General features: G+C 60.1%; 22 protein-coding genes, 1 tRNA gene and 2 pseudogenes. 14 read left to right on the plus strand and 11 right to left on the minus strand.

Translation table 11 applies throughout. From position 1 onward, the window contains the following. Positions 1 to 30: 30 nt before the first annotated feature. The 4 genes from JCM25414_RS25835 to JCM25414_RS22880 form a co-directional block, all read right to left on the minus strand. Positions 31 to 528 (minus strand): efflux RND transporter periplasmic adaptor subunit, encoded by a 498-nt coding sequence (locus tag JCM25414_RS25835; RefSeq protein ID WP_051535714.1) that lies wholly within the window; start codon positions 526 to 528, stop codon positions 31 to 33. Beyond that, entirely contained in the window at positions 525 to 1,175 is a 651-nt protein-coding gene (locus JCM25414_RS25840; protein WP_051535715.1) for an efflux RND transporter periplasmic adaptor subunit, read from the minus strand. The genes JCM25414_RS25835 and JCM25414_RS25840 overlap by 4 nt, the downstream gene beginning before the upstream one ends. 207 nt (positions 1,176 to 1,382) lie before the next feature. Beyond that, positions 1,383 to 2,528, minus strand: coding sequence for an AI-2E family transporter (locus JCM25414_RS17625; protein WP_369346005.1), 1,146 nt, complete (start codon positions 2,526 to 2,528; stop codon positions 1,383 to 1,385). A gap of 11 nt (positions 2,529 to 2,539) precedes the next feature. After that, entirely contained in the window at positions 2,540 to 2,728 is a 189-nt protein-coding gene (locus JCM25414_RS22880) for a hypothetical protein (RefSeq protein WP_148300963.1), read from the minus strand. A 156-nt stretch (positions 2,729 to 2,884) separates the two neighbouring features. Here JCM25414_RS22880 and pqqA point away from each other — a divergent pair, with 156 nt between their 5' ends. The 5 genes and pseudogenes from pqqA to pqqE all read left to right on the plus strand — a co-directional run bounded on the left by pqqA (position 2,885) and on the right by pqqE (position 6,059). Then, positions 2,885 to 2,965 (plus strand): pyrroloquinoline quinone precursor peptide PqqA, encoded by an 81-nt coding sequence (pqqA, locus tag JCM25414_RS17630; protein ID WP_023978294.1) that lies wholly within the window; start codon positions 2,885 to 2,887, stop codon positions 2,963 to 2,965. A gap of 90 nt (positions 2,966 to 3,055) precedes the next feature. Further along, positions 3,056 to 3,948, plus strand: a pseudogene (pqqB, locus tag JCM25414_RS17635) (pyrroloquinoline quinone biosynthesis protein PqqB); the annotation flags it as partial. 13 nt (positions 3,949 to 3,961) lie between these two features. Next, positions 3,962 to 4,708, plus strand: a complete 747-nt coding sequence (gene pqqC / locus JCM25414_RS05890) for a pyrroloquinoline-quinone synthase PqqC (protein WP_025841027.1) — start codon at positions 3,962 to 3,964, stop codon at positions 4,706 to 4,708. After that, positions 4,705 to 4,980 carry a pyrroloquinoline quinone biosynthesis peptide chaperone PqqD gene (gene pqqD / locus JCM25414_RS05895; RefSeq protein ID WP_025841028.1) on the plus strand — a complete coding sequence of 92 codons (276 nt, stop codon included), beginning with the start codon at positions 4,705 to 4,707 and terminating at the stop codon, positions 4,978 to 4,980. Before pqqC ends, pqqD begins: the two co-directional genes overlap by 4 nt. Next, positions 4,977 to 6,059 (plus strand): pyrroloquinoline quinone biosynthesis protein PqqE, encoded by a 1,083-nt coding sequence (pqqE, locus tag JCM25414_RS05900; RefSeq protein ID WP_025841029.1) that lies wholly within the window; start codon positions 4,977 to 4,979, stop codon positions 6,057 to 6,059. The genes pqqD and pqqE overlap by 4 nt, the downstream gene beginning before the upstream one ends. A 126-nt stretch (positions 6,060 to 6,185) precedes the next feature. Here pqqE and hemJ read toward each other — a convergent pair whose 3' ends face one another. From hemJ to hemE, 3 genes are read right to left on the minus strand one after another with little or no spacing between them, the layout of a single operon-like run. Beyond that, positions 6,186 to 6,638 (minus strand): protoporphyrinogen oxidase HemJ, encoded by a 453-nt coding sequence (gene hemJ, locus JCM25414_RS05905; RefSeq protein ID WP_025841030.1) that lies wholly within the window; start codon positions 6,636 to 6,638, stop codon positions 6,186 to 6,188. Continuing rightward, positions 6,635 to 7,330, minus strand: coding sequence for an HAD family hydrolase (locus JCM25414_RS05910; RefSeq protein WP_025841031.1), 696 nt, complete (start codon positions 7,328 to 7,330; stop codon positions 6,635 to 6,637). The genes hemJ and JCM25414_RS05910 overlap by 4 nt, the downstream gene beginning before the upstream one ends. A gap of 4 nt (positions 7,331 to 7,334) precedes the next feature. Continuing rightward, a complete protein-coding gene (gene hemE / locus JCM25414_RS05915) occupies positions 7,335 to 8,369 on the minus strand; it encodes a uroporphyrinogen decarboxylase (protein WP_035442785.1) in 1,035 nt (344 codons plus the stop codon). A gap of 339 nt (positions 8,370 to 8,708) precedes the next feature. On the opposite strand from hemE, the gene JCM25414_RS05920 reads away from it, so the two are divergent. The 9 genes from JCM25414_RS05920 (at position 8,709) to JCM25414_RS05960 (ending at position 15,406) form a co-directional block, all read left to right on the plus strand. After that, positions 8,709 to 9,341: a Maf family protein gene (locus JCM25414_RS05920; protein ID WP_025841033.1), complete on the plus strand. Its 633-nt coding sequence runs from the start codon at positions 8,709 to 8,711 to the stop codon at positions 9,339 to 9,341. An 82-nt stretch (positions 9,342 to 9,423) separates the two neighbouring features. Next, a tRNA-Ala gene (locus tag JCM25414_RS05925) sits at positions 9,424 to 9,499 on the plus strand. A gap of 287 nt (positions 9,500 to 9,786) precedes the next feature. Continuing rightward, positions 9,787 to 10,080, plus strand: a complete 294-nt coding sequence (locus tag JCM25414_RS05930) for a YtcA family lipoprotein (protein ID WP_025841034.1) — start codon at positions 9,787 to 9,789, stop codon at positions 10,078 to 10,080. Between the two features lie 114 nt (positions 10,081 to 10,194). Continuing rightward, a complete protein-coding gene (locus JCM25414_RS05935; protein ID WP_025841035.1) occupies positions 10,195 to 11,217 on the plus strand; it encodes an efflux RND transporter periplasmic adaptor subunit in 1,023 nt (340 codons plus the stop codon). Between the two features lie 86 nt (positions 11,218 to 11,303). Next, on the plus strand, positions 11,304 to 12,755 hold the full coding sequence (locus tag JCM25414_RS25845; RefSeq protein ID WP_051535716.1) for an FUSC family protein: 1,452 nt from the start codon (positions 11,304 to 11,306) through the stop codon (positions 12,753 to 12,755). Next, entirely contained in the window at positions 12,740 to 13,396 is a 657-nt protein-coding gene (locus tag JCM25414_RS25850; protein ID WP_408734871.1) for a hypothetical protein, read from the plus strand. The genes JCM25414_RS25845 and JCM25414_RS25850 overlap by 16 nt, the downstream gene beginning before the upstream one ends. Beyond that, on the plus strand, positions 13,396 to 14,796 hold the full coding sequence (locus tag JCM25414_RS05950) for a TolC family protein (RefSeq protein WP_025841038.1): 1,401 nt from the start codon (positions 13,396 to 13,398) through the stop codon (positions 14,794 to 14,796). The genes JCM25414_RS25850 and JCM25414_RS05950 overlap by 1 nt, the downstream gene beginning before the upstream one ends. Continuing rightward, a complete protein-coding gene (locus JCM25414_RS23305) occupies positions 14,793 to 14,957 on the plus strand; it encodes a hypothetical protein (RefSeq protein ID WP_159101717.1) in 165 nt (54 codons plus the stop codon). Before JCM25414_RS05950 ends, JCM25414_RS23305 begins: the two co-directional genes overlap by 4 nt. After that, positions 14,954 to 15,406 (plus strand): MarR family winged helix-turn-helix transcriptional regulator, encoded by a 453-nt coding sequence (locus JCM25414_RS05960; RefSeq protein WP_025841039.1) that lies wholly within the window; start codon positions 14,954 to 14,956, stop codon positions 15,404 to 15,406. The genes JCM25414_RS23305 and JCM25414_RS05960 overlap by 4 nt, the downstream gene beginning before the upstream one ends. Before the next feature lie 4 nt (positions 15,407 to 15,410). On the opposite strand, the gene JCM25414_RS17645 is transcribed toward JCM25414_RS05960, so the two are convergent. The 4 genes and pseudogenes from JCM25414_RS17645 to JCM25414_RS05975 all read right to left on the minus strand — a co-directional run bounded on the left by JCM25414_RS17645 (position 15,411) and on the right by JCM25414_RS05975 (position 18,869). Beyond that, on the minus strand, positions 15,411 to 16,538 hold the full coding sequence (locus JCM25414_RS17645) for a pyridoxal-phosphate-dependent aminotransferase family protein (RefSeq protein ID WP_081775813.1): 1,128 nt from the start codon (positions 16,536 to 16,538) through the stop codon (positions 15,411 to 15,413). A gap of 40 nt (positions 16,539 to 16,578) precedes the next feature. Then, a pseudogene (locus tag JCM25414_RS17650) lies at positions 16,579 to 17,457 on the minus strand (hydantoinase/carbamoylase family amidase); the annotation flags it as partial. Further along, complete coding sequence (locus JCM25414_RS26500; protein ID WP_369346006.1) at positions 17,435 to 17,827, minus strand: hypothetical protein; 393 nt, start codon at positions 17,825 to 17,827, stop codon at positions 17,435 to 17,437. The pseudogene JCM25414_RS17650 and the gene JCM25414_RS26500, both read right to left, overlap by 23 nt. A gap of 124 nt (positions 17,828 to 17,951) precedes the next feature. Further along, positions 17,952 to 18,869, minus strand: a complete 918-nt coding sequence (locus JCM25414_RS05975; protein WP_025841040.1) for an FAD-binding protein — start codon at positions 18,867 to 18,869, stop codon at positions 17,952 to 17,954. Positions 18,870 to 18,871 lie beyond the last annotated feature (2 nt).

Below are 18,871 nucleotides of genomic sequence, written 5' to 3' on the forward strand. Positions count from 1 at the left end.
TATAGAGCTCTCATCTGCGGCGCTGACAAATCAGTCATGATCATTGAGAAGAATGGCGCCACGGGTGACGATCGTCTCGCCCGCCTGTAACCCGGACAGAACGCGCACTGTGTCGCCCTCGTCATAGCTCACTGTCACGGCACGACGACGGAAATGCATCGCTGCGCCATCCTGCACGAAAACGGTCAGACGATCGTTGTTCATGAGCAGTGCCGTCTTGGGAATGAGCACCATCTCTGGCTGCTTCACCGCGATCTCGATATCGGCAAACATGTTCGGACGCAGCATGTCATCGGGATTGTCGCAGGTAATATGGGCGATCACGCGTCTCGTATCGCTGTGCAGCGCCGGTTCGATCGACTGGATCGGCGCGACGCAATGCCGCCCCGGAAGCGCGCTGATCTGCGCGGTCATCTGCTGACCGAGCGAGACGATACCGACCGATTCTTCAGGAATTTCGGCGTCGATCTGCAGCTGTGAAATATCGAGCAGCACAGCCTGGACAGCCGTGGCATCGGTGATATTCACACCAGGGGCCAATGTCGTACTGGCGATGAGCCGTCTACAGGGGCGACCAGGCGCACCAGTCCTTCGCCATCCTGATCGGTGCGGCTGTTCAGGGTTTCAAGACGACGCTCGGCACGCTGACGCTCTGCCTTGGCCTGAGCCAGATCGTTGAGAGCAGAATCCAGATCCTTGCGCGCGTTACCGCCAACGGCAAGCACATCCTGGGCACGCTTGACCACGCGTTCCTGATAGGTCTGCTGGGCGCGTGCCTTCATCAGATCGGCATAGGCCTGATCGAGATCACCCGAAGCCAGTACGGCCAGCACATCGCCCTGATGCACCATCTGACCGGGCTGGAGGTCAGTTTTGATGACGTGGCCAGTGACAGGCGTCAGGATATTGAAACTGCGCCTGGGTTCAGCCGAAACCATTCCGGGCACACGCAGGCCATGAGCCAGAATGCTGGCTTTGACCGGCTCGACATGAAGACGCTTCATGAGCGGTGAATCATCGGTGACGATCACCACGCCGTTTTCGCGTGTCAGCTGCGCCAGAGGACGACCAGGACGGGGGCCACCATGCTCATGAATGATTGTGATCACCACTCCGAGAAGGACGATGGCGATAAGCGCAGCCAGACCGAGGCGGCGAATAAGAGGTGCCTGCATGATCAGGCAAGGCCGGCAAGGGAGCGCATGGAAACCTCGGCTCAGGGAGTATGAAACATTTTGTCGCAGTTGATAGCCGTTCACCCCTGCTCAGCCAAGCGGTCTCCAGCCTCAGAACCGTGTTCTAATAGGATATGACTGCGAAACGCGCATGATAATTTCATGTCATGTGCGTTCCGAACGGTCATTTTGTCGCGACAGCGCGCCTCAGGGGCTGGGCTCGGGTGTGACCTCAGGGCCCAGGGTCCGCAAGGAGCGCGGTCTCACCGGGCCGCCCAGCACATGGCCGATAGGCGTCAGGGCCTCGATATGGTCGCAGAAGATCTTGAATACAGCGAGCATCGGCACCGAAAGAAATGCCCCGCCAATGCCCCACATCCAGTCCCAGAACAGCAGTGAGGCCATCACCAGCACCGGGTTCAGGGTGAAGCGCTTGGCCAGCAGCATGGGGGTGATCGTCTCGCCTTCGAGAATATGAATGCAGAGATAGATCGCGGGTGGCAGCAAGGCCAGCAGGAAGGAGGGGAAGCTGATCAACGCCACGCAGAAATAGACCACAACCCCGGTCAGCGGTCCGATGATTGGCACATAGTTCAGCAGAAACGCAAGCACGCCCCAGAGCAGCGGGTTGGGCATACCTGTCAGCCAGCATTGCAGGAGGTTCAGAGCGCCCACCAGCAGGTTCATGATGGTGATGGTCGCCAGATAGAGCGAGACATTGCGCTCGATCTGCGTGGTGATCTGCACCAGGCGCCTTTTGTCCGAATAGGTCGGCATGATTTCAACGATACGGCGCAGCAGGCTGTCTCCCTCTGTCATGAGGAAGAACAGCATCAGCAGCATGGTGAAGAACTCACCCATGAAAGCGCGCGTGCCTATCAGAAAGGAAGAGCCCCAGACGCGCAGGGTTTCAGCGCCATTCGCGGAGGATGATGCTGCAGCATTCGCTGCGCTGGCATGATGATGGCCGCCGCTCGACATGAGAGCCACCACGCGCAGATAGCCCCGTTGCAGAGAGTCGATCGGCCCCTGCAGAAAGGCCAGCTTCTGCTGAAGCGCCGGCAGACTTTGCGGCACCTTGGTGAGCCACGCTGCCGCTGGCACCGAGATGGCCGTACCGATGCCGACCACGAGCAGGAACATGGCAATGATCAGCATAAGGGCCGCTATGGGCTTGGGGATGCGCAACCGCCCGTGCAGAAAACGCATAGGCCCGATCATCAGCAGATTGACCACGATTGCAAAGACGAAGGGCAGAACGATATCAGCAGCGAAATACAGTGTGTAGAACACAGCCAGCAGCGAGAGAATGAGAATACCGACATCGCGCAGACCGAGACTGTGACGCATCATGGCCTTGCGGATCAGCCGGCCTGATGGACATCGCTTTCAACAGTCTCACTTGCCTCGGGGGCCGCATTCGACACTTCACGAGAAGACATCGCCTTCTGCCCGGCTTCAGGCATGGGCGTGTCCGAAGTCAGAGACGGGTCTGACATGGCGGGCTGTTCTTTCCTGAAAGGCGGTTTGCGGCATGGAACGGGCGCCGTCATGAACGCCGATCAACCGCCCGGGATCACAATCGTTGCCATCAACGTGAAGCAGGTTACATTTTATTGGGTTGAATCACGTTGGCTTGCAACCCATTTTCGGGTTGTATCGTATAGCTGTCTCAGCACACGACTATGATTTTCAAAAAGGATATCGTCATGGCCTGGAATACCCCGAAGGTTACCGAAATTCCGCTCGGCGCCGAAATCAACTCCTATGTCTGCGGCCAGAAGAAGTAAGTTCTTCATCGGTTCGCTTACACACAACAGCCGCACCCCTCGTGCGGCTGTTGTCGTTTCTGGCCGATGACGGACTGACTGACCCCGACCATGCTCGATATCATCGTTCTCGGCAGCGGCGCTGGCGGCGGCTTTCCCCAGTGGAATTCCAACGCTCCTGCCTGCCGCGCTGCCCGCGCAGGCAAGATCCCTTCCCGTAGCCAGGCCTCGCTGGCTGTCAGCGGCGATGGCCATAACTGGTTTGTACTCAATGCCTCGCCCGATCTGCGGTCGCAAATTCTCGCAACCCCGGAATTGCAGGCACAGACCGGTCTGCGCTCGACCCCGATACAGGGCGTCATTCTCACCAATGGCGAAATCGATTCTATCACCGGGCTGCTGACCCTGCGCGAGCGCGAGCCTTTCCGCCTCTATGCCACGCAGGCAACCCATGCTCAGCTCGATGCCAATCCGATCTTCGAGGCGGTCAATCGTGAGATCGTCCCGCGCCTCGTGCTCGACGACCTCAGCGCGCTTGCCCTGCCGAACAAGGACGACACACCGTCAGGTCTGACCGTGACAGCCTTCGACGTGCCCGGCAAGGCACCGCTCTATGCCGAGCATCTGCCAGCCAGAAGGGCGAGACGATCGGGCTCGACATCACAGACGGGCAGCATAGGCTGATCTTTCTGCCCGCCTGTGCCGATCTCACTCCTGAGATACGCGCCCGCATACGCAGCGCCGATGCGCTGTTCATGGAAGGCACGCTCTGGCGCGATGACGAGATGATCCTTGCCGGGCTCAGCCCCAAGACCGGGCTGCGTATGGGGCATATCTCCATGTCCGGCCCCGAAGGCATCATTGCGACGCTGCATGACGCGCCAGCACATCGCATTTTTATTCACATTAACAACTCAAACCCCGTCCTCCTTCCGGATTCGCCGGAGCGCCGGACGGCGGAAGAAGCAGGCTGGATCATCGGCGAAGATGGTCTGCGCCTGACATTGGGAGCACATCATGACGGTTCTTACCCCCGACGCCCTCGAAGCCCGCCTGCGCGAAATCGGCGCCGAGCGCTATCACAACCGTCATGCGTTTCATCGCGCCCTGCATGATGGCAGGCTCGACCGCACCCAGGTTCAGGCCTGGGCGCTGAACCGTTACTACTATCAGGCCTCCATCCCCGTGAAGGATGCAACCCTGCTCGCCCGCCTGCCGACGGCCGAGTTGCGTCGTGAATGGCGTCGTCGCCTCGAAGACCATGACGGCAACGAACCCGGCACGGGCGGCATTGCGCGCTGGCTCAAACTGACAGACGGGCTTGGCCTTTCACGCCCCTATGTGGAAAGCCTTCAGGGTATGCTGCCCGCAACCGGCTTCGCCGTGGAAGCCTATGTGCACTATGTGCGCGACCGCTCCGTTCTGGCCGCCATTGCCTCGTCGCTGACCGAACTCTTCTCGCCCACCATCATCAGCGAGCGCGTATCCGGCATGCTGCGCCATTACGATTTCATTTCCGAAGAGACCCTGGCCTATTTCGCCCCGCGCCTCACCCAGGCCCCGCGCGATTCCGATTTTGCCCTGGCTTATGTGAAGGAGCACGCCCGCACGGCCGAGCAGCAGAAAGAGGTCATCGATGCGCTGATTTTCAAATGCAACGTGCTCTGGACGATGCTCGATGCGCTCCAGCATGTGTATATGGAAGGCCATCCTGCCCCCGGCGCTTTTGCGGGGGCCCATACCCCAGAGGCTTTCAGCGCGTGAGCGTTTCCGAAGACAGCATTCTGAAATTTACCCGCGGTCATCGCCTTCAGCATGACCGCGTGCGCGACGTCTGGCTGATTCAGGCGCCCGAAAAAGCCTTCATTGCCGATCCCATCGCCGCTGCCATTCTACGCCTCGTCGATGGCGCCCGACCGCTCGGCGCCCTGATCGACGCGCTGGCCGAGACCTATCAGGCACCACGCGACACAATTGCTGCCGATGTACAGACCCTTCTTGCTTCGCTCATCGACCAGAAAGTGCTGAGCGCATGAGTTTCGCGCCGCCCCCGATGAGCCTGCTCGCTGAGTTGACCCATCGCTGTCCGCTTGCCTGCCCCTATTGCTCCAATCCCCTCGCCCTCGATCGCCGGGCGTCAGAAATGGAGACGAAAGACTGGCTGCGTGTGCTCGACGAGGCGGCGTCTCTGGGAGTGTTGCAGGTTCATTTTTCCGGCGGCGAGCCCATGGCGCGCAACGATCTGCCCGAACTTGTGCGTCACGCCAACACGCTCAATCTCTACACCAATCTCATCACCTCGGGCGTGCTCATCAACGACGCCACACTCGAAGCGCTCGACACGGCCGGACTCGACCACATCCAACTCTCTTTTCAGGATGTCGATGAGGCCGGTGCCGAACGAATTGGCGGTCTGCGTGGCGCTCAGGAGAAGAAACTCAATGCCGCCCGTCTCATCAAGGCGCGTGGCATTCCGCTCACCCTCAATTTCGTCGTGCATCGCGAAAACGTCGCGCGCGTGCCCGAAATGCTCGATCTTGCCCATGAGCTTGGCGCCGGTCGTGTCGAAATCGCCCATACGCAGTACTACGGCTGGGGCCTCAAAAACCGCGATCTTCTGATGCCCTCAGCCGCCCAGCTCGAAGCCTCCACCGAAGCTGTGGTGAAGGCCCGCGCCCGTTTCGGCAACAGCCTCGCCATCGACTACGTCACACCCGATTACCACGCCGATCAGCCCAAGCCCTGCATGGGCGGCTGGGGCCAGCGTTTCGTCAACATCACCCCCTCGGGCAAGGTGCTGCCCTGCCACGCCGCTGAAACCATCCCGAACGTGGTCTTCCCCAGCGTCGCGACGGAATCGCTTGGCACCATCTGGCAGGATTCCCCCCTGTTCAATTTGTTTCGCGGCACTGACTGGATGCCCGAGCCCTGCCGGAATTGCAGTCTCAAGGAAGTGGATTGGGGCGGTTGTCGCTGCCAGGCCCTCGCCCTGACCGGCGATGCATCAGCGACCGATCCTGTCTGCGCCCGCTCAAACCAGCATACACTGGTCATGGAGGCCGCCACCGCTGGTCACGACGGTGAGTTTCTTTATCGACGGTTCGGAGCGACCTGAAGAGTAGGCGGGGCTCTGCCCCGCTCCCCGCCAAAGGATGGTCATCCTTTGGAAACCTGTTTGATCTCAAGCGGGGACCGGAGGGGCTTGTCCCTTCGCGGGTCCAGGGCAGAGCCTGGAGGCCTCTCACCCCGAAAAGGGTCGTGCCACGATCATGATAACGATCACAACCATCAGAAGTGTCGGCACCTCATTGGCAATGCGGTAAAACCGCTCCTGATGCAGACGCTGATCGGCAGCAAATTCACGACGCCAGCGGGCGCAGAAACCGTGAAAGCCGCAGAGCAGCAGCACCGTGACGAGCTTGATCCACCACCAGGGGGCAGACCAGTCGATCAATCCGGGAAGCGAGGCGAGCAGCCCACCCGAAAGAAGGGTGACGATCATGGCCGGGGTCATGATCGCGCGCAGAAGGCGGCGTTCCATGATCTGGAAGCGAGCACTTTCTGCGGTGCCAGGAGCAACCTGGGAATGATAGACGAAGAGGCGCGGCAGATAGAAATTACCGGCCATCCATGAGGTAAAGGCCAAGATGTGCAGCACTTTGAGCCAGGGAAACCAGGGCATGAGGGCGCTCATCGCGCTTGTTCCTTCAGCACATCAGCGAGAACAGGTACAAGTTCGTTCAGATGGGCAATGCGTCTCAATCCGGGCCAGTCATTGGCAGGAGGCGGACCTTCGGCCCTGAGCAGAATACAGGCCATGCCAGCATCATGCGCGGCCTGAACGCCGGTATCGGAGTCCTCAACCACCACACAGCAGGACGGGTCACTATTTTCCTCGGCTGCAGCATGCAGGAAGACATAGGGGTCCGGCTTGGGGCGCATCATGTCGCGTGCCGAGTGAACCCGATGGCGCGGAAAAAGGGGAGAAAAACCGACGCGGTCGAATTTCACCTCCATTTCGGGCCAGGATGAGTTCGAACCGACCCGGAAAGGAAGACCGAGCGCAGAGACCCCCTCCAGCATGGCGGCAGCGCCATCAATGGGCACGGCCTCGTCACGCATCAGATCGACCAGCTTGTCCTGCATGACAGCCACATAATCTGCGCCGAGATCGCGCCCTGTTTCCGCTTCGAGTTCGCGCTTGACCTGAGCCAGCGCCTTTCCGGCAAAACGCTCCAGCGATTCCTCATCGCTGAGCGCAATGCCATGATCACGGGCCACACGCGCCACGAGACGGCAGGAGGGGCCCTCACTGTCGATCAGCACGCCGTCGCAATCGAAGATCACGAGGCGCAGCTTACCCGAAGGAGACAGGGCGTGTGTCATGATCTCAGCCGATATCGCGCACGGCGTTGACGAGGGCGCCAACATGTTCTGGTGGGGTCTCGGGCATCACGCCATGACCGAGATTGAACACATGCGGGCGGCCTTTGAGGGCGTTCCTGATCGTGTGCGCTTCATCGATGAGGGCTTGCCCGCCATTTTTGAGAATGATCGGGTCGAGATTGCCTTGCAGCGCCAGCGTGTCGGGGCAGAGAGCGGCCATCTGCGCCATATCGACCGATGTATCGCAAGCTAGGGCGTCCACGCCGGTTTCACGGGCATATTCGAGGGCCATCAGCCCGGAGAGACGCGGAAAACCAATGATTTTAACGCCGGGTCGAGCGGCGCGGATGCCCTGCACGATGGCGCGTGTGGGAGCGATCACATGCTGGCGGAACTGCGACGGTGGCAACAGACCGGCCCAGCTATCGAACAGCATGACGGCTTCGGCACCGGCATCGATCTGGCCGATCAGCATATCGGTGGTGGCCTGTGTCAACAGGGCGATAAGATCGCCGTACAGAGCCGGGTCCTGCAGGGCCATGGCACGGGTTACGCCGAACTCACGCGAACTGCCCCCATCGACCATGTAACAGGACACGGTGAAGGGACTGCCAGCAAAGCCGAGAAGCGTCGTAGGCTGGGGGAGTTCGCGGGCCAGAATCCGCAATGTTTCCTGGATCGGCGCTACGGTTTCGGCTACGCGTGAGGCAGACAGGGCATCAAGATCTGCTCTGTTGCGGATCGGCGCCATGACTGGGCCACGTCCTTCGATGAATTTCAGATCCTGACCCATGGCCCAGGGCAGGACCAGAATATCGGAAAACAGGATGGCGCCATCCATGGCGTAGCGGCGAATGGGCTGAAGGGTCAGTTCGGCCGCGATATCGGGGGTGGTACACCGCGTCAGGAAGTCTGCCTTGGCGCGTTGGGCCCGAAACTCGGGAAGATAGCGTCCGGCCTGTCGCATCAGCCAGATCGGAGGGGGCCAGACAGCCTCTCCCTGGAGGACACGCAGAAGCGGTTTTGCAGGCTTGGGCAGAGGTGAGATTTCGCTATCCATGCCGACCAATAATCATAAAAGAAAAGAGAAAGATATCCTGTCGGATAGGTTGATCCCTGTGGATGACGGGGTACCCATCTTTCCGAAAACGTACCCCGACTTACCAACACTGTGTACAAACGATAATGCCTTTGGTTTGAAGCATTTGTGAGAGTTATCCCGAAATACCCACAGAAGACCTGTGTACAACCCACCGGTACCGCCAGAAAAAGTACAATCCACGGTACTCGGTACGCCTGCTCCAGAAGCCTCGTACAATCCCCATGTACCCCAGTACTGACGGTACTCATTCACCCCCCTCACGAAAGGAGACGCCTTATGGAGTCGGCACATGCGAATCCGGGCAAAGCCCGCCTGTTTCTCGCTAGCGGATCGTCGGCGCGGCTTGGTTTGCTACGGGAGGCGGGTGTTGAGGTCACGTCCTGCCCCGTAGGGATTGATGAGGCTGCAATCAGAGACGCAATGAGGGCCGAAAAGGCATCGCACGGGGCCATCGCTCTGGCGCTCGCTGATGCCAAAGCTCTAGGGTTTTTCAGGGATTTCTATTTTATGAGCGCCGATTTTGTTATCGCGGCAGACCAGATTCTGGAGTGCGATGGCATCGGTTTCGACAAGCCGGAATCACTCGATCAGGCGCGTGAGCAGCTGTCTTATCTCAGGGGCCGTACGCACCATCTTCAGACGGCGCTGGTGCTGTACAGAAACAGCCAGAAGCTCTGGGAGCATCTGGCCACTCCGAAACTGACCCTGCGTGACTTCAGCGAAGCGTTTCTCGACGCCTATATAGAGAGCGAGGGTGAGGCTCTTTTATCCTGTGTGGGGGCGTACAGGCTCGAAGGAATGGGTGTACAGCTTTTCGAGGCGATTGAGGGCGATCATGACGCCATACTGGGTCTGCCGCGCCTCCCGCTTCTGGCTATACTGCGCGATTTCGACATGGTGAAAAAATAGTGTTTTAAGGGCTTGTCAGGGGGCAAGCCCCCCGCTATACCCGCGCCACTGGCCTGACCCAAGGGGCCGGTTTTGATACGGCGGGGCCATAGCTCAGTTGGGAGAGCGCCTGAATGGCATTCAGGAGGTCGTCGGTTCGATTCCGATTGGCTCCACCATCATTCATCGAAAAACAGAAGATTGCATCCTTTTTAAAAGGTCTTTCTGTTTTATTTCGGCTGAAATCCCCCATTTTTCCAGAAAATCGATGTTTTACTGCCTTGCTTTATACAGGGTGTGCAAGACTTGCACGGGGCTCTTGTGTTGAGGGCTTCTGCTGCTGACTGCCAGTGCATCATTGTCGCGTTATCACAACGGGAAGACGCCTTCTGAGATATTGGTTGATATATAAACCATTTTGGTGTTCTTTCATCGGGTACAGAAAACGACATCAGATGACAGAACAATGATCCTTTTGCGTTCCTCCCCCAGACGGGGGCTTTTCGCGCTTTGCCGCGTCGTGCCCTTGCCCGCTATTGCGCTGAGCGGCTGCACGCGTGCGCCGTTACAGGATGTGCTGGGCTCGTTTTTTCCGTCCTGGATGCTCTGTGCGACGCTGGGCGCTGTGGCAGCTGCGATGCTGCGTGCGGTGCTGGGCGTATTCAACTTGCAGCAGGCCGTGCCCGCGCCGATGCTGACCTATATCGCCTTCATGGTTGCCGTCACCTTTCTGGTGTGGCTGGTTTTCTTCGGTCACTGAGGCGATGTCCGGTCCTTCAGGATCGGACATTGATGTCAGTCCCCTGTTTAGCGAAAGCCTTTGTCCGGTCGGATATTATGAACTGATCGATCAAAGGTGTCAGGCGGTCCCTTCATGAGTTCCCTTACCTCCCGTATCGGGGGCATCGCGCTCCTGGTTCTGTCTCTCGCTGCCTGTGTTATTACCGGCTTCCTGGTGTTGCAGCGGCTTCATGAGCGCCCGAGAACCGAAGATGCCTATATTGCCGCCAATATCGTGCATCTGGCGCCTGAAGTGAGCGGACGTATCGTGTCGATTGCCGTGCATGACAATGACAAGGTCAGGCGCGGTCAGGTGCTCTATGTGATCGACCCCGAGCCTTACACCTATCGGGTGCAACAGGCTCAGGCGCAGGTCGATGGTCTTCAGGCGCAGATCGACGTCCAGACCAGTCAGGTGAGTTCGCAGGTCTCCCATGCGGGAGCCGAGGCCAGCGCTGTTCAGAGCGCCCGTGCCCGTCTTGCCCTGGCGCATGCCACTCAGAACCGTCTGGCTCCACTCGAAAAACAGGGTTTCGTGACGCGTGAGGCGCTCGATCAGGCGCTTGCCGAGACGCGCAGCGCAGAGGCAGGCTTGCAGCAGGCCCTGCAATCGGCAGTGTCTGCGCATCAGGCGGTGCGAAGCGTGGCGCCTTTACGTGCCGATCTCGCTGCTGCCCAGGCCCAGCTTCGTGAAGCCGAACGCGATCTAAGGCTGACGACGGTGCGAGCACCCTGCGACGGCATCGTGACTGATCTGAACGTTGCCTCAGGTGAGTATGCGTCGACAGGCAAGCCTGTCTTCACTCTGGTCGACAGTGAAACCTGGTGGGCCATCGCCAATTTTCGGGAAACCCAGCTCGTCGGGTTGATGGCCGGTCAGAGGGTCAAGGTCTACGCCATGGCCCAGCCAGGCAGACCGATCATGGGCACGCTTGAAAGCCTCAATGCCGGTGTCGTGCCCGATGAGGGGACCAGCGCGAATGGTCTGCCGAAAGTGCCGCGCACGCTCAACTGGGTGCGCATCGCCCAGCGCTTTCCGGTGCGCATCAGGCTCGACAACCCGCCGAGCGAGCTGATGCGTGTCGGAGCCACGGTCGTCGTGGTCGTCATGCGATGACGGCAGTCCGGCAGGAGATGGCTGGGGCGATACGCCGCAAAAGGCGGAACGATCCGCCATCGACTTTTTCCTTTCTGAAAAAGGAAATGGCCCCTGTATCCGGCCGTGCCCGCAATACGGTGCTGCTGGTGGTGCAGGTAATCGTGACGATCATCATCGGTGAGACGTTTCGTGTGCCCGATCTGCCGGTGCTGGTCTTCATCTGCTTTTTTCTCTCCGGCAATGACGCGGCCTCGAATACGAGCACAGCGCTCGTAGGGGGCGCGGTTATCGTTGCAGGAACGGCGCTGACCATCCTGTTGATGATGGCAAGCCTTTCCGAGCCGGGGCTCAGGCTGCCTCTCATGCTGCTCATGACACTGGCGGCCGGGTTTCTCTCCCAGGCCATGACCATGGGGTCTCTCGCGAATATCCTGCTCTTCTGGATCGTTTACATGTCCATGAGCGCGGATATGCTCGAGACGGTCGGGTATTCGCTCGACGGGTTTATCGGTAATACGACAGATAGCGCCGTGCCCGATGCAGCGTTCATGCCGCCCGAAGAGGCAATGCTGCATACGCTACTCTGGGTCGGCGCGGTGTTCATTATTGCGCTTGCGATCATCGCCATCGTCAATCGCCTCGCCGGGTACGATCCGCTGACCATGCTGCGAGACGGTCTGGCGCAGCGCTTCGAGGCGGTATCGCGTGCCTGCGAGACCGGGGCCACGCCTCGGACGGGCGAGATGGCGTCGATCAGGGGCTTCGCGGAGCAGGGTGTAGCGTTGCTGCGTCAGTTTCACGATCTGAGCATGAAGATCCACCCCGAGATGTCGCGTCATCATGTCGGCCTGGCCATGATCCGCAATACGGCCCGTCTGGTGATGATCGTGCTGGCCTGGAGCCAGCTCGGTCGGCCCGAAGGCTCGCGTTTTCTGCAGCGTATCGGACGGATCGTCGCGCAATGCGGCCATGTGTACAAGCACGGACGCGAGCGGGCACCTGCGATCGATTTCGATCAGGCCGAACTCGAAGCCCTGGCGGCCGAATTTCGCGATGACCCGAAGCTCTATCCGCTGGCGATCGAGTTTATTCGTAGCCTGACGATCATTCACGGGCTTCTGATGCGCCCGGAGACGACAGCACCGAGTTTTGCTCCTGAAATCAGGGCGGCAGCGCAGGGGTTTTTCAAGCAGGACGCCTTCAGCAACCCGGCCTATCCACGTGCGGCTATACGTATCGCGCTCAGCGTTGTCATTTGTTACGCGATCACACGTTTCACCTCCTGGCCGGGTATTCAGACCTGCGTGGTCACCTGCTTTCTGGTTTCGCTCGGCACAGTCGGTGATAGCGTGCACAAGATGCTGCTGCGTGTGGTCGGTGCCATGATCGGGGCATTTTTCGGTATCGGGACGATCCTCGTTTTCATGCCATCGCTGACCGATTGTCTGGATCTCATCCTGGTTGTCATCCCGTTGCGGCTTTTGCCGGCTGGATCAAAAGCGGTAGCGAGCGTATCTCCTACGCAGGTGTGCAGATCGCCATGGCCTATTTCATGACCATATTGCAGGGCTACGGTCCCACGCTCGATATGGAGACGGCGCGTAACCGCGTGGTGGGAATCATCATCGGTAATGTCGTGGTTTACCTTATGGCCGCAGCGCTCTGGCCTGTCAGCGCGACCAACGTGGCCCGCAAGCATCTTGCGGGTGCTGTCAGGCAACTGGGCGATCTGATCGTGCTCCGCCGCGAGAGCCCCGAGGCTGCCGTCGATATCAGGCAGGAACGCGAGCGCGAGAAATTCAGTCGCTCTGTCGCGGCCACCCGCATGGCGTTGCGTAATGCCCCTTTCGAGGAAGAACGTCTGAGGGGCGAGGCATTCATCCCCGATATCACCCTGCCTCTGGTGAGTGACATCCAGATGCTTTCGATCCCCGTGGCTGTCATCTCCGATGCTCGTCGCGAGCCGGATGATGCGGCTCGCGACTATGTCGAGACCATGCGCCTGTGGCTCGACGAACTGGCGCAATGGCTTCATGACGGGCGTGACGGACTGGCTTTGCAGACCCGTCTGCCGCCTTTGCCCGTGATGGAATACGACGCCCAGCGCATGGTCTGGTTCGGCCTGCTTGATGAACGGCTGCGCCAGATCATCCAGATTTATGACCCCGATGCGCGTGGACAGGAAGGCACTGCCTGATGTCCCGCTCCGCTTCCCGGATTTTCCCGATGACCCGACCCGCTTTTTCACTTCTTCTGGTGGCGTCGCTGCTCTGTGGCTGTAACGACACGCGCGATCTTGCGCCGCAGAGCGCGGATCATGCCTGGCACCCGACAACCAGCACCGGTCTGGTTCTGCCGCCCGATATACGCAATCCGGTAGTCTCAGGCGGTATGTTGCCAGGTCAGGGATCTGCGCCTCACGCTGGCCCCGTCTTGCCTGAAGGCTCGGACCATGGGCTTGCTCTGCCGCAGCTGATAGATCTGGCCGAGCGCAATAACCCGCGCACCCGCATCGCCTGGGAGTCTGCCAGACAGGCCGCGATCAATGTCGGCATGTCGCGTGCGGCCATGCTGCCCCAACTGACCTTTTCGGCCATGGGCGGGTTTCAGCGCATGGCTTTGCCCCTGCCCAATTATCTGTCGAGCCGTGGTTATCTGACCTCGAACGGGGCGGCAGCCTTCCCCAAGCTTGAGCTCGATTACCTGCTGCTCGATTTCGGGCGGACACGGGCGCAGATAAGAGAAGCGAAATTCCAGACACTGGCGGCCAATTTCGGTTTTTCGGCGGTGCATCAGCAACTGATCCTCGATGTGATCAGCGCCTATCACGCGCAGCAGGCGGCGCAGGCCATTGTCGTTGCCTCTCATCATGCCGTCGATAATATGGCTTTGCTGTTGCGGGCGGCGCAGTCGCGTCACGATCATGGCGAGGCAACGATTGTCGATGTTGCCACGTCGCAGCGCAATCTGGCTCAGGCACGTTTCGATCTCGACAAGGCCATCGATGCCGAACATGGCGCGCGTCACGCTTTGCTTGAGGTGACCGGTTTGCCCGCCACGCTGGCTATGGCCATCGAGCCTGTTCCGGCACAGGCATTGCCGCATAGCGCGCCAGAGCAGATCAGGCAGCTCGTCAATCAGGCGCTCGCTTCGCGCCCCGACTTGCTGGCCGATATCGCCAAGCTGCGCGCGTCGGATGAGGCCGTTCTGGCGTCGAAAGCGGCGCTGCGACCGCAGATTTCCTTTGTCGGCACAGCGTCGGGTTATCTCGGCGCGCTCAAGACCTATGGCACGGGGCGTTCGGCACCGGCTTCGGCCATCGCCCAGCCTGAGGCAGGCGCGTTTCTACAGCTAAGCTGGCCGATCTATCAGGGCGGGTTGCGCGCCAACGCCATTCATATGGCCGAATCCCGTCGTGATGCGGCAGAAGCGACCCTGCTCAAGGACCGGTTGAGTGTCGAGCGTCAGGTGCCGATAGTCAGGATGCGCTCGAAACGGCTCTGGCACAGGTCAAATCGGCGCAGGTGCTCAACGATGCCGCACAGACGGCCAATGAAGGGGCAAGTCAGGCCTATGCTCATGGTGTCGGCACAATGACAGACGCCTCGACCGCAGCGGCAGCGCTTTTCGAAGCGCAGGCCTCGCTTGCTGTCAGTATTGCCCAGGCCTTTACCAAGGCAGCATCTCTGGCTCATGCGACAGGCCAGCTCGATCTGAGCAATAACGCACCGGACGATCTGTCAGGGTCAGCGCCATGACGGCAGATACGGCCATGGCGCCGACGACGGGACGCATGATGGCTCTGATCGCCCGGCGGTGGCGGCAGATCCTCGATGCGCAACTCAGGCCCTATGATCTGACCGATGCCACCTGGCAGCCTTTGCTGGAGCTGCAACGCCATGGCAGACCGATGCATCCCAAGGAAATTGCGGAAGCCCTGCTGCTCGATAAATCCTCAATGGTGCGTATCCTGCGTACGCTTGAGGAGAAGGGTTTTGTGATACGGACGCCGGACGAAACCGATCGCAGGGCTTTTTTTGTCACTTTGACAGATGCGGGCGAAACCCGTCTTCAGGAGGTCATGCGTCTGTCGCGCGGAATCGAGCAGCGGGCGATCTCAGGCGTGGCAGCAGAAGACCTCGCCACCACGCAACGTGTGCTCAAGGCGATCCATGACGAGATCCAGTCGGTGGAGACGCTCCCGTAAAGGGCTATCTCTCGCTTTCGAGCACGGCCTTGAGGGCGGCGAGGGTCAGACGTACCTTGTGCAGCTCCGCATTATAGCCCATGGCGCCCAGACGCCAGATCTTGCCGACCAGCGGGCCGAAAGCCGTGCCGATCTCGATCTGGTATTCGTCGCGCATACGGCTGCGTACGCGTTCGCCATCGATCCCTTCGGGAATATATACGCCGGTCACATTGCTCATGCGATAGGCGTCCTGACCGTATAGCGTGAGGCCGAGGCCGCGCAGCCCTTCAGACATGGCCTTGCCTGCGGCGACATGGCGGGTGAAGCGATTTTCGAGCCCTTCTTCCAGCGCCAGACGGGCGCATTCACGTGCTGCATAGAGCATCGAGGTCGCTTCGGTGTGATGGTTCAGGCGCTTTTCGGACCAGTAATCCATCACCATCGCCAGATCGAAATAATTCGAGCGGATGAACGGGCGTATGCCGTCGCTGATATCGTCGCGACGAATGCCGCTTTCGACCTTGCGTCGTGAGAAAATGAATTCGGCAGCCCTGTCGGAGACGGTTATGGGGGCGCTACCCGGCGGGCCACCCATGCATTTCTGAAGCCCGGCGGAAATCACATCGATTTCCCATTCATCGGTACGCACGGGCATGCCGCCCAACGTTGCCGTGGCATCGACATAAGAGAGCGCACCGTATTTGTGGCACAGCGCACCAACGCCTTCGAGCGGCTGGGCTGTCGTCGTCGAGGTGTCGCCATGAATGGCAGCGAAGACGGCGGGACGATGTTCGGCAAGTGCGGCTTCGATCTGCGCCAGCGTTGCAACCTGCCCCCATTCGAGATCGATCGTGGCAATGTCGGCACCAAGGCGCTCGGCGATTTCACCCAGCAGCATACCGAACCGACCCGAGCGGATGAGCAGCACTTTTGCACCCGGCTCGATGAGCGAGGTGAGTGCGGCCTCGATCCCGGCGCGGGCCGAGCCGTCGATCAGGAAGGTCCAGCGATTTCTGGTCATGAAGACCTGACGATAGAGATCCATCGTCTGGTTCATGTATTCCGTCATCTCGGGGTCGAACTGGCCGAGCATGTCAGCGCCCATGGCGCGCAGCACACGCGGATGCACATTGATGGGCCCCGGCCCCATCAGCAGGCGCTGGGGGGATCGATCTCATCGTAGAAGTTGTTCATCGTTCTTCTCCAACGCGCGTGATGAAACTGACCAGCGTACGATGCGCGGCCTCGACATCTTCATTGTCAACGGCTTCTGCCGGGTTATGGCTGATACCGCCTTCACAGCGGATGAACAGCATGGTCATCGGTGCCAGATGGGCCATGATCATCGCATCATGACCGGCCTGACTAAGCAGAAGCGGCGGTGTCTTGCCGGTGGTCTCGATAATGGCGTCACGCAAGGTCGCATTCAGTGCCTCGCTGCACAAAGCGCCTTGCAGGTCCTGCACCTGCTCGACAGCAAGGGTGATGCCGCGTTTGCGGCTGATTGTCTCCAGCGTATCCAGGATCTGCCTTGCGGCGTCTTCTCGCACGCCCGGTGTGACCGCGCGAATATCGATGGTCATGACCACACGCCCCGGCACCACATTGGGTGCGCCATTCTCGACGGTCAGGAAGCCGACCGTCGTGACCAGATCGTCAGGTCCGACAGCGCCAATGGATTCGATGGCAGTAATCGCCTCGGCTGCGGCCGCAAGCGCGTCGCGCCGCTCATGCATGGCCGTACCGGCATGGGCCGCCTGACCGTCCAGCGTGACGCGATAGCGATATTGCGACGCGATGCCCCGAACCAGACCCAGTGGCAGAGCGGCCCGTTCGAGATGCGGCGCCTGCTCGATATGCGCCTCGACATAAGCGAGCACATTGTCGCGCTTTGCAGTCCTGAAGCGTGTGGTCGAGAGGCCCCAATCGGCCAGGGCATCGTGCAGTGTGACGCCATCGCGATCGGTCACACTGTCATCGATCGTCTGGGTCAGACCCGCTGCCGAGCGCGACCCCATCATATACGTCGAAAAGCGCGATCCCTCCTCATCGCCGAAGCCGATCACTTCGAGGGCGAAGGGGAAACGCTGGTTGTGACGGTGAAAATGCCCGACTGCTCGATGCCAAGCATGACGCCCAGCATCCCGTCATACGCCCGCCATCGCGCACGCTATCGACATGCGAACCGATGAGCAGGACCGGTGCATCAGGCGTCGTGCCTGCATAATGACCGATGATATTGCCCACTGCGTCTGTTTCGACGCTCATTCCGGCGTCGTCCATCCACTGGGCCAGACGCCCGAGCGTCGCCCTGTGGGCAGGGCTCAGATAGGGCCGAAACAGCCCGTCAGACTGATCGCTATAGGGGGATGCCCCGAGTTCGTCGCAACGGGCTTTGGCCCGCGCGCCACCAGCTTGGATTTCCGACGTCTCAATCATGTATACAAGCATGTCTCATGCTTATGAGAAAAACAATCGAAAGCTGTCAGGGAATGAAAACTGCGGCACTGGCGCGAAGACGTGCTTCGGCCAGTGTCACGGTCGAGACGGCGAAGCGAGCCGGTCAGGCGCCCAGTTCGGCGTTGAGCTGTGGTAGAACCTCGAACAGGTCGCCGACGAGGCCGTAATCGGCCACGCTGAAGATCGGGGCTTCCGGGTCCATATTGATCGCCACAATCACGCGGCTGTCCTTCATACCGGCCAGATGCTGGATGGCACCCGAGAGGCCGACGGCAATATAGAGTTCAGGTGCCACGATCTTGCCGGTCTGGCCAACCTGCATTTCGTTCGGCGCGAACCCGGCATCGACGGCAGCGCGCGAGGCGCCGATAGCAGCGCCGAGCTTGTCGGCAACGGGTTCGAGCAGCTTGAAATTGGCGGCGTCTTTCAGACCGCGCCCACCCGAAATCACCACACGGGCGGATTCCAGCTCGGGGCGATCGGAATGGGTCAGCTCGATCCCGACATATTCAGCATCGGGCACTTCAACCGCCGCCGAGATCGCCTCGACAGGGGCGGGTGCAGCATCGCTTAGCTTGGCAGCATCGAAATTGGCATTGCGGATTGTCAGCACCTTGATGGCGTCGCGTGAGCGCACCGTCGAGAGCGCACTACCCGCATAGATCGGACGCACGAAGGTGTCGGCGCCGAGGATCTCGACAACTTCGGTGATCGGCTGCACGTCAAGCAGTCCGGCCACGCGGGGCAGCACATTCTTGCCATAGGCGGTCACGGCGGAAACGATGTGATCGTAATCCGAAGCGCGGTCGGCAATCAGCGCCGCAATGCTCTCGGCCAGATGCGGGGTGGAGTCAGCGTGAAGAACGCGGGTGATACCCTCGATCTTTGCCGCTTCCTGAGCCCCATTGGCGCCAATCAGCAGGACATCTACAGCGCCGAAAGCGCGGGCGGCAGCAACGGCTGAAAGGCTGGCCTTCTTGATGGCGGCGCCTTCGGCTTCGATCAGAACCAGAGTCGTCATGC

Source organism: Asaia platycodi JCM 25414, from assembly GCF_000614545.1.
GTDB classification, from domain to species: domain Bacteria; phylum Pseudomonadota; class Alphaproteobacteria; order Acetobacterales; family Acetobacteraceae; genus Asaia; species Asaia platycodi.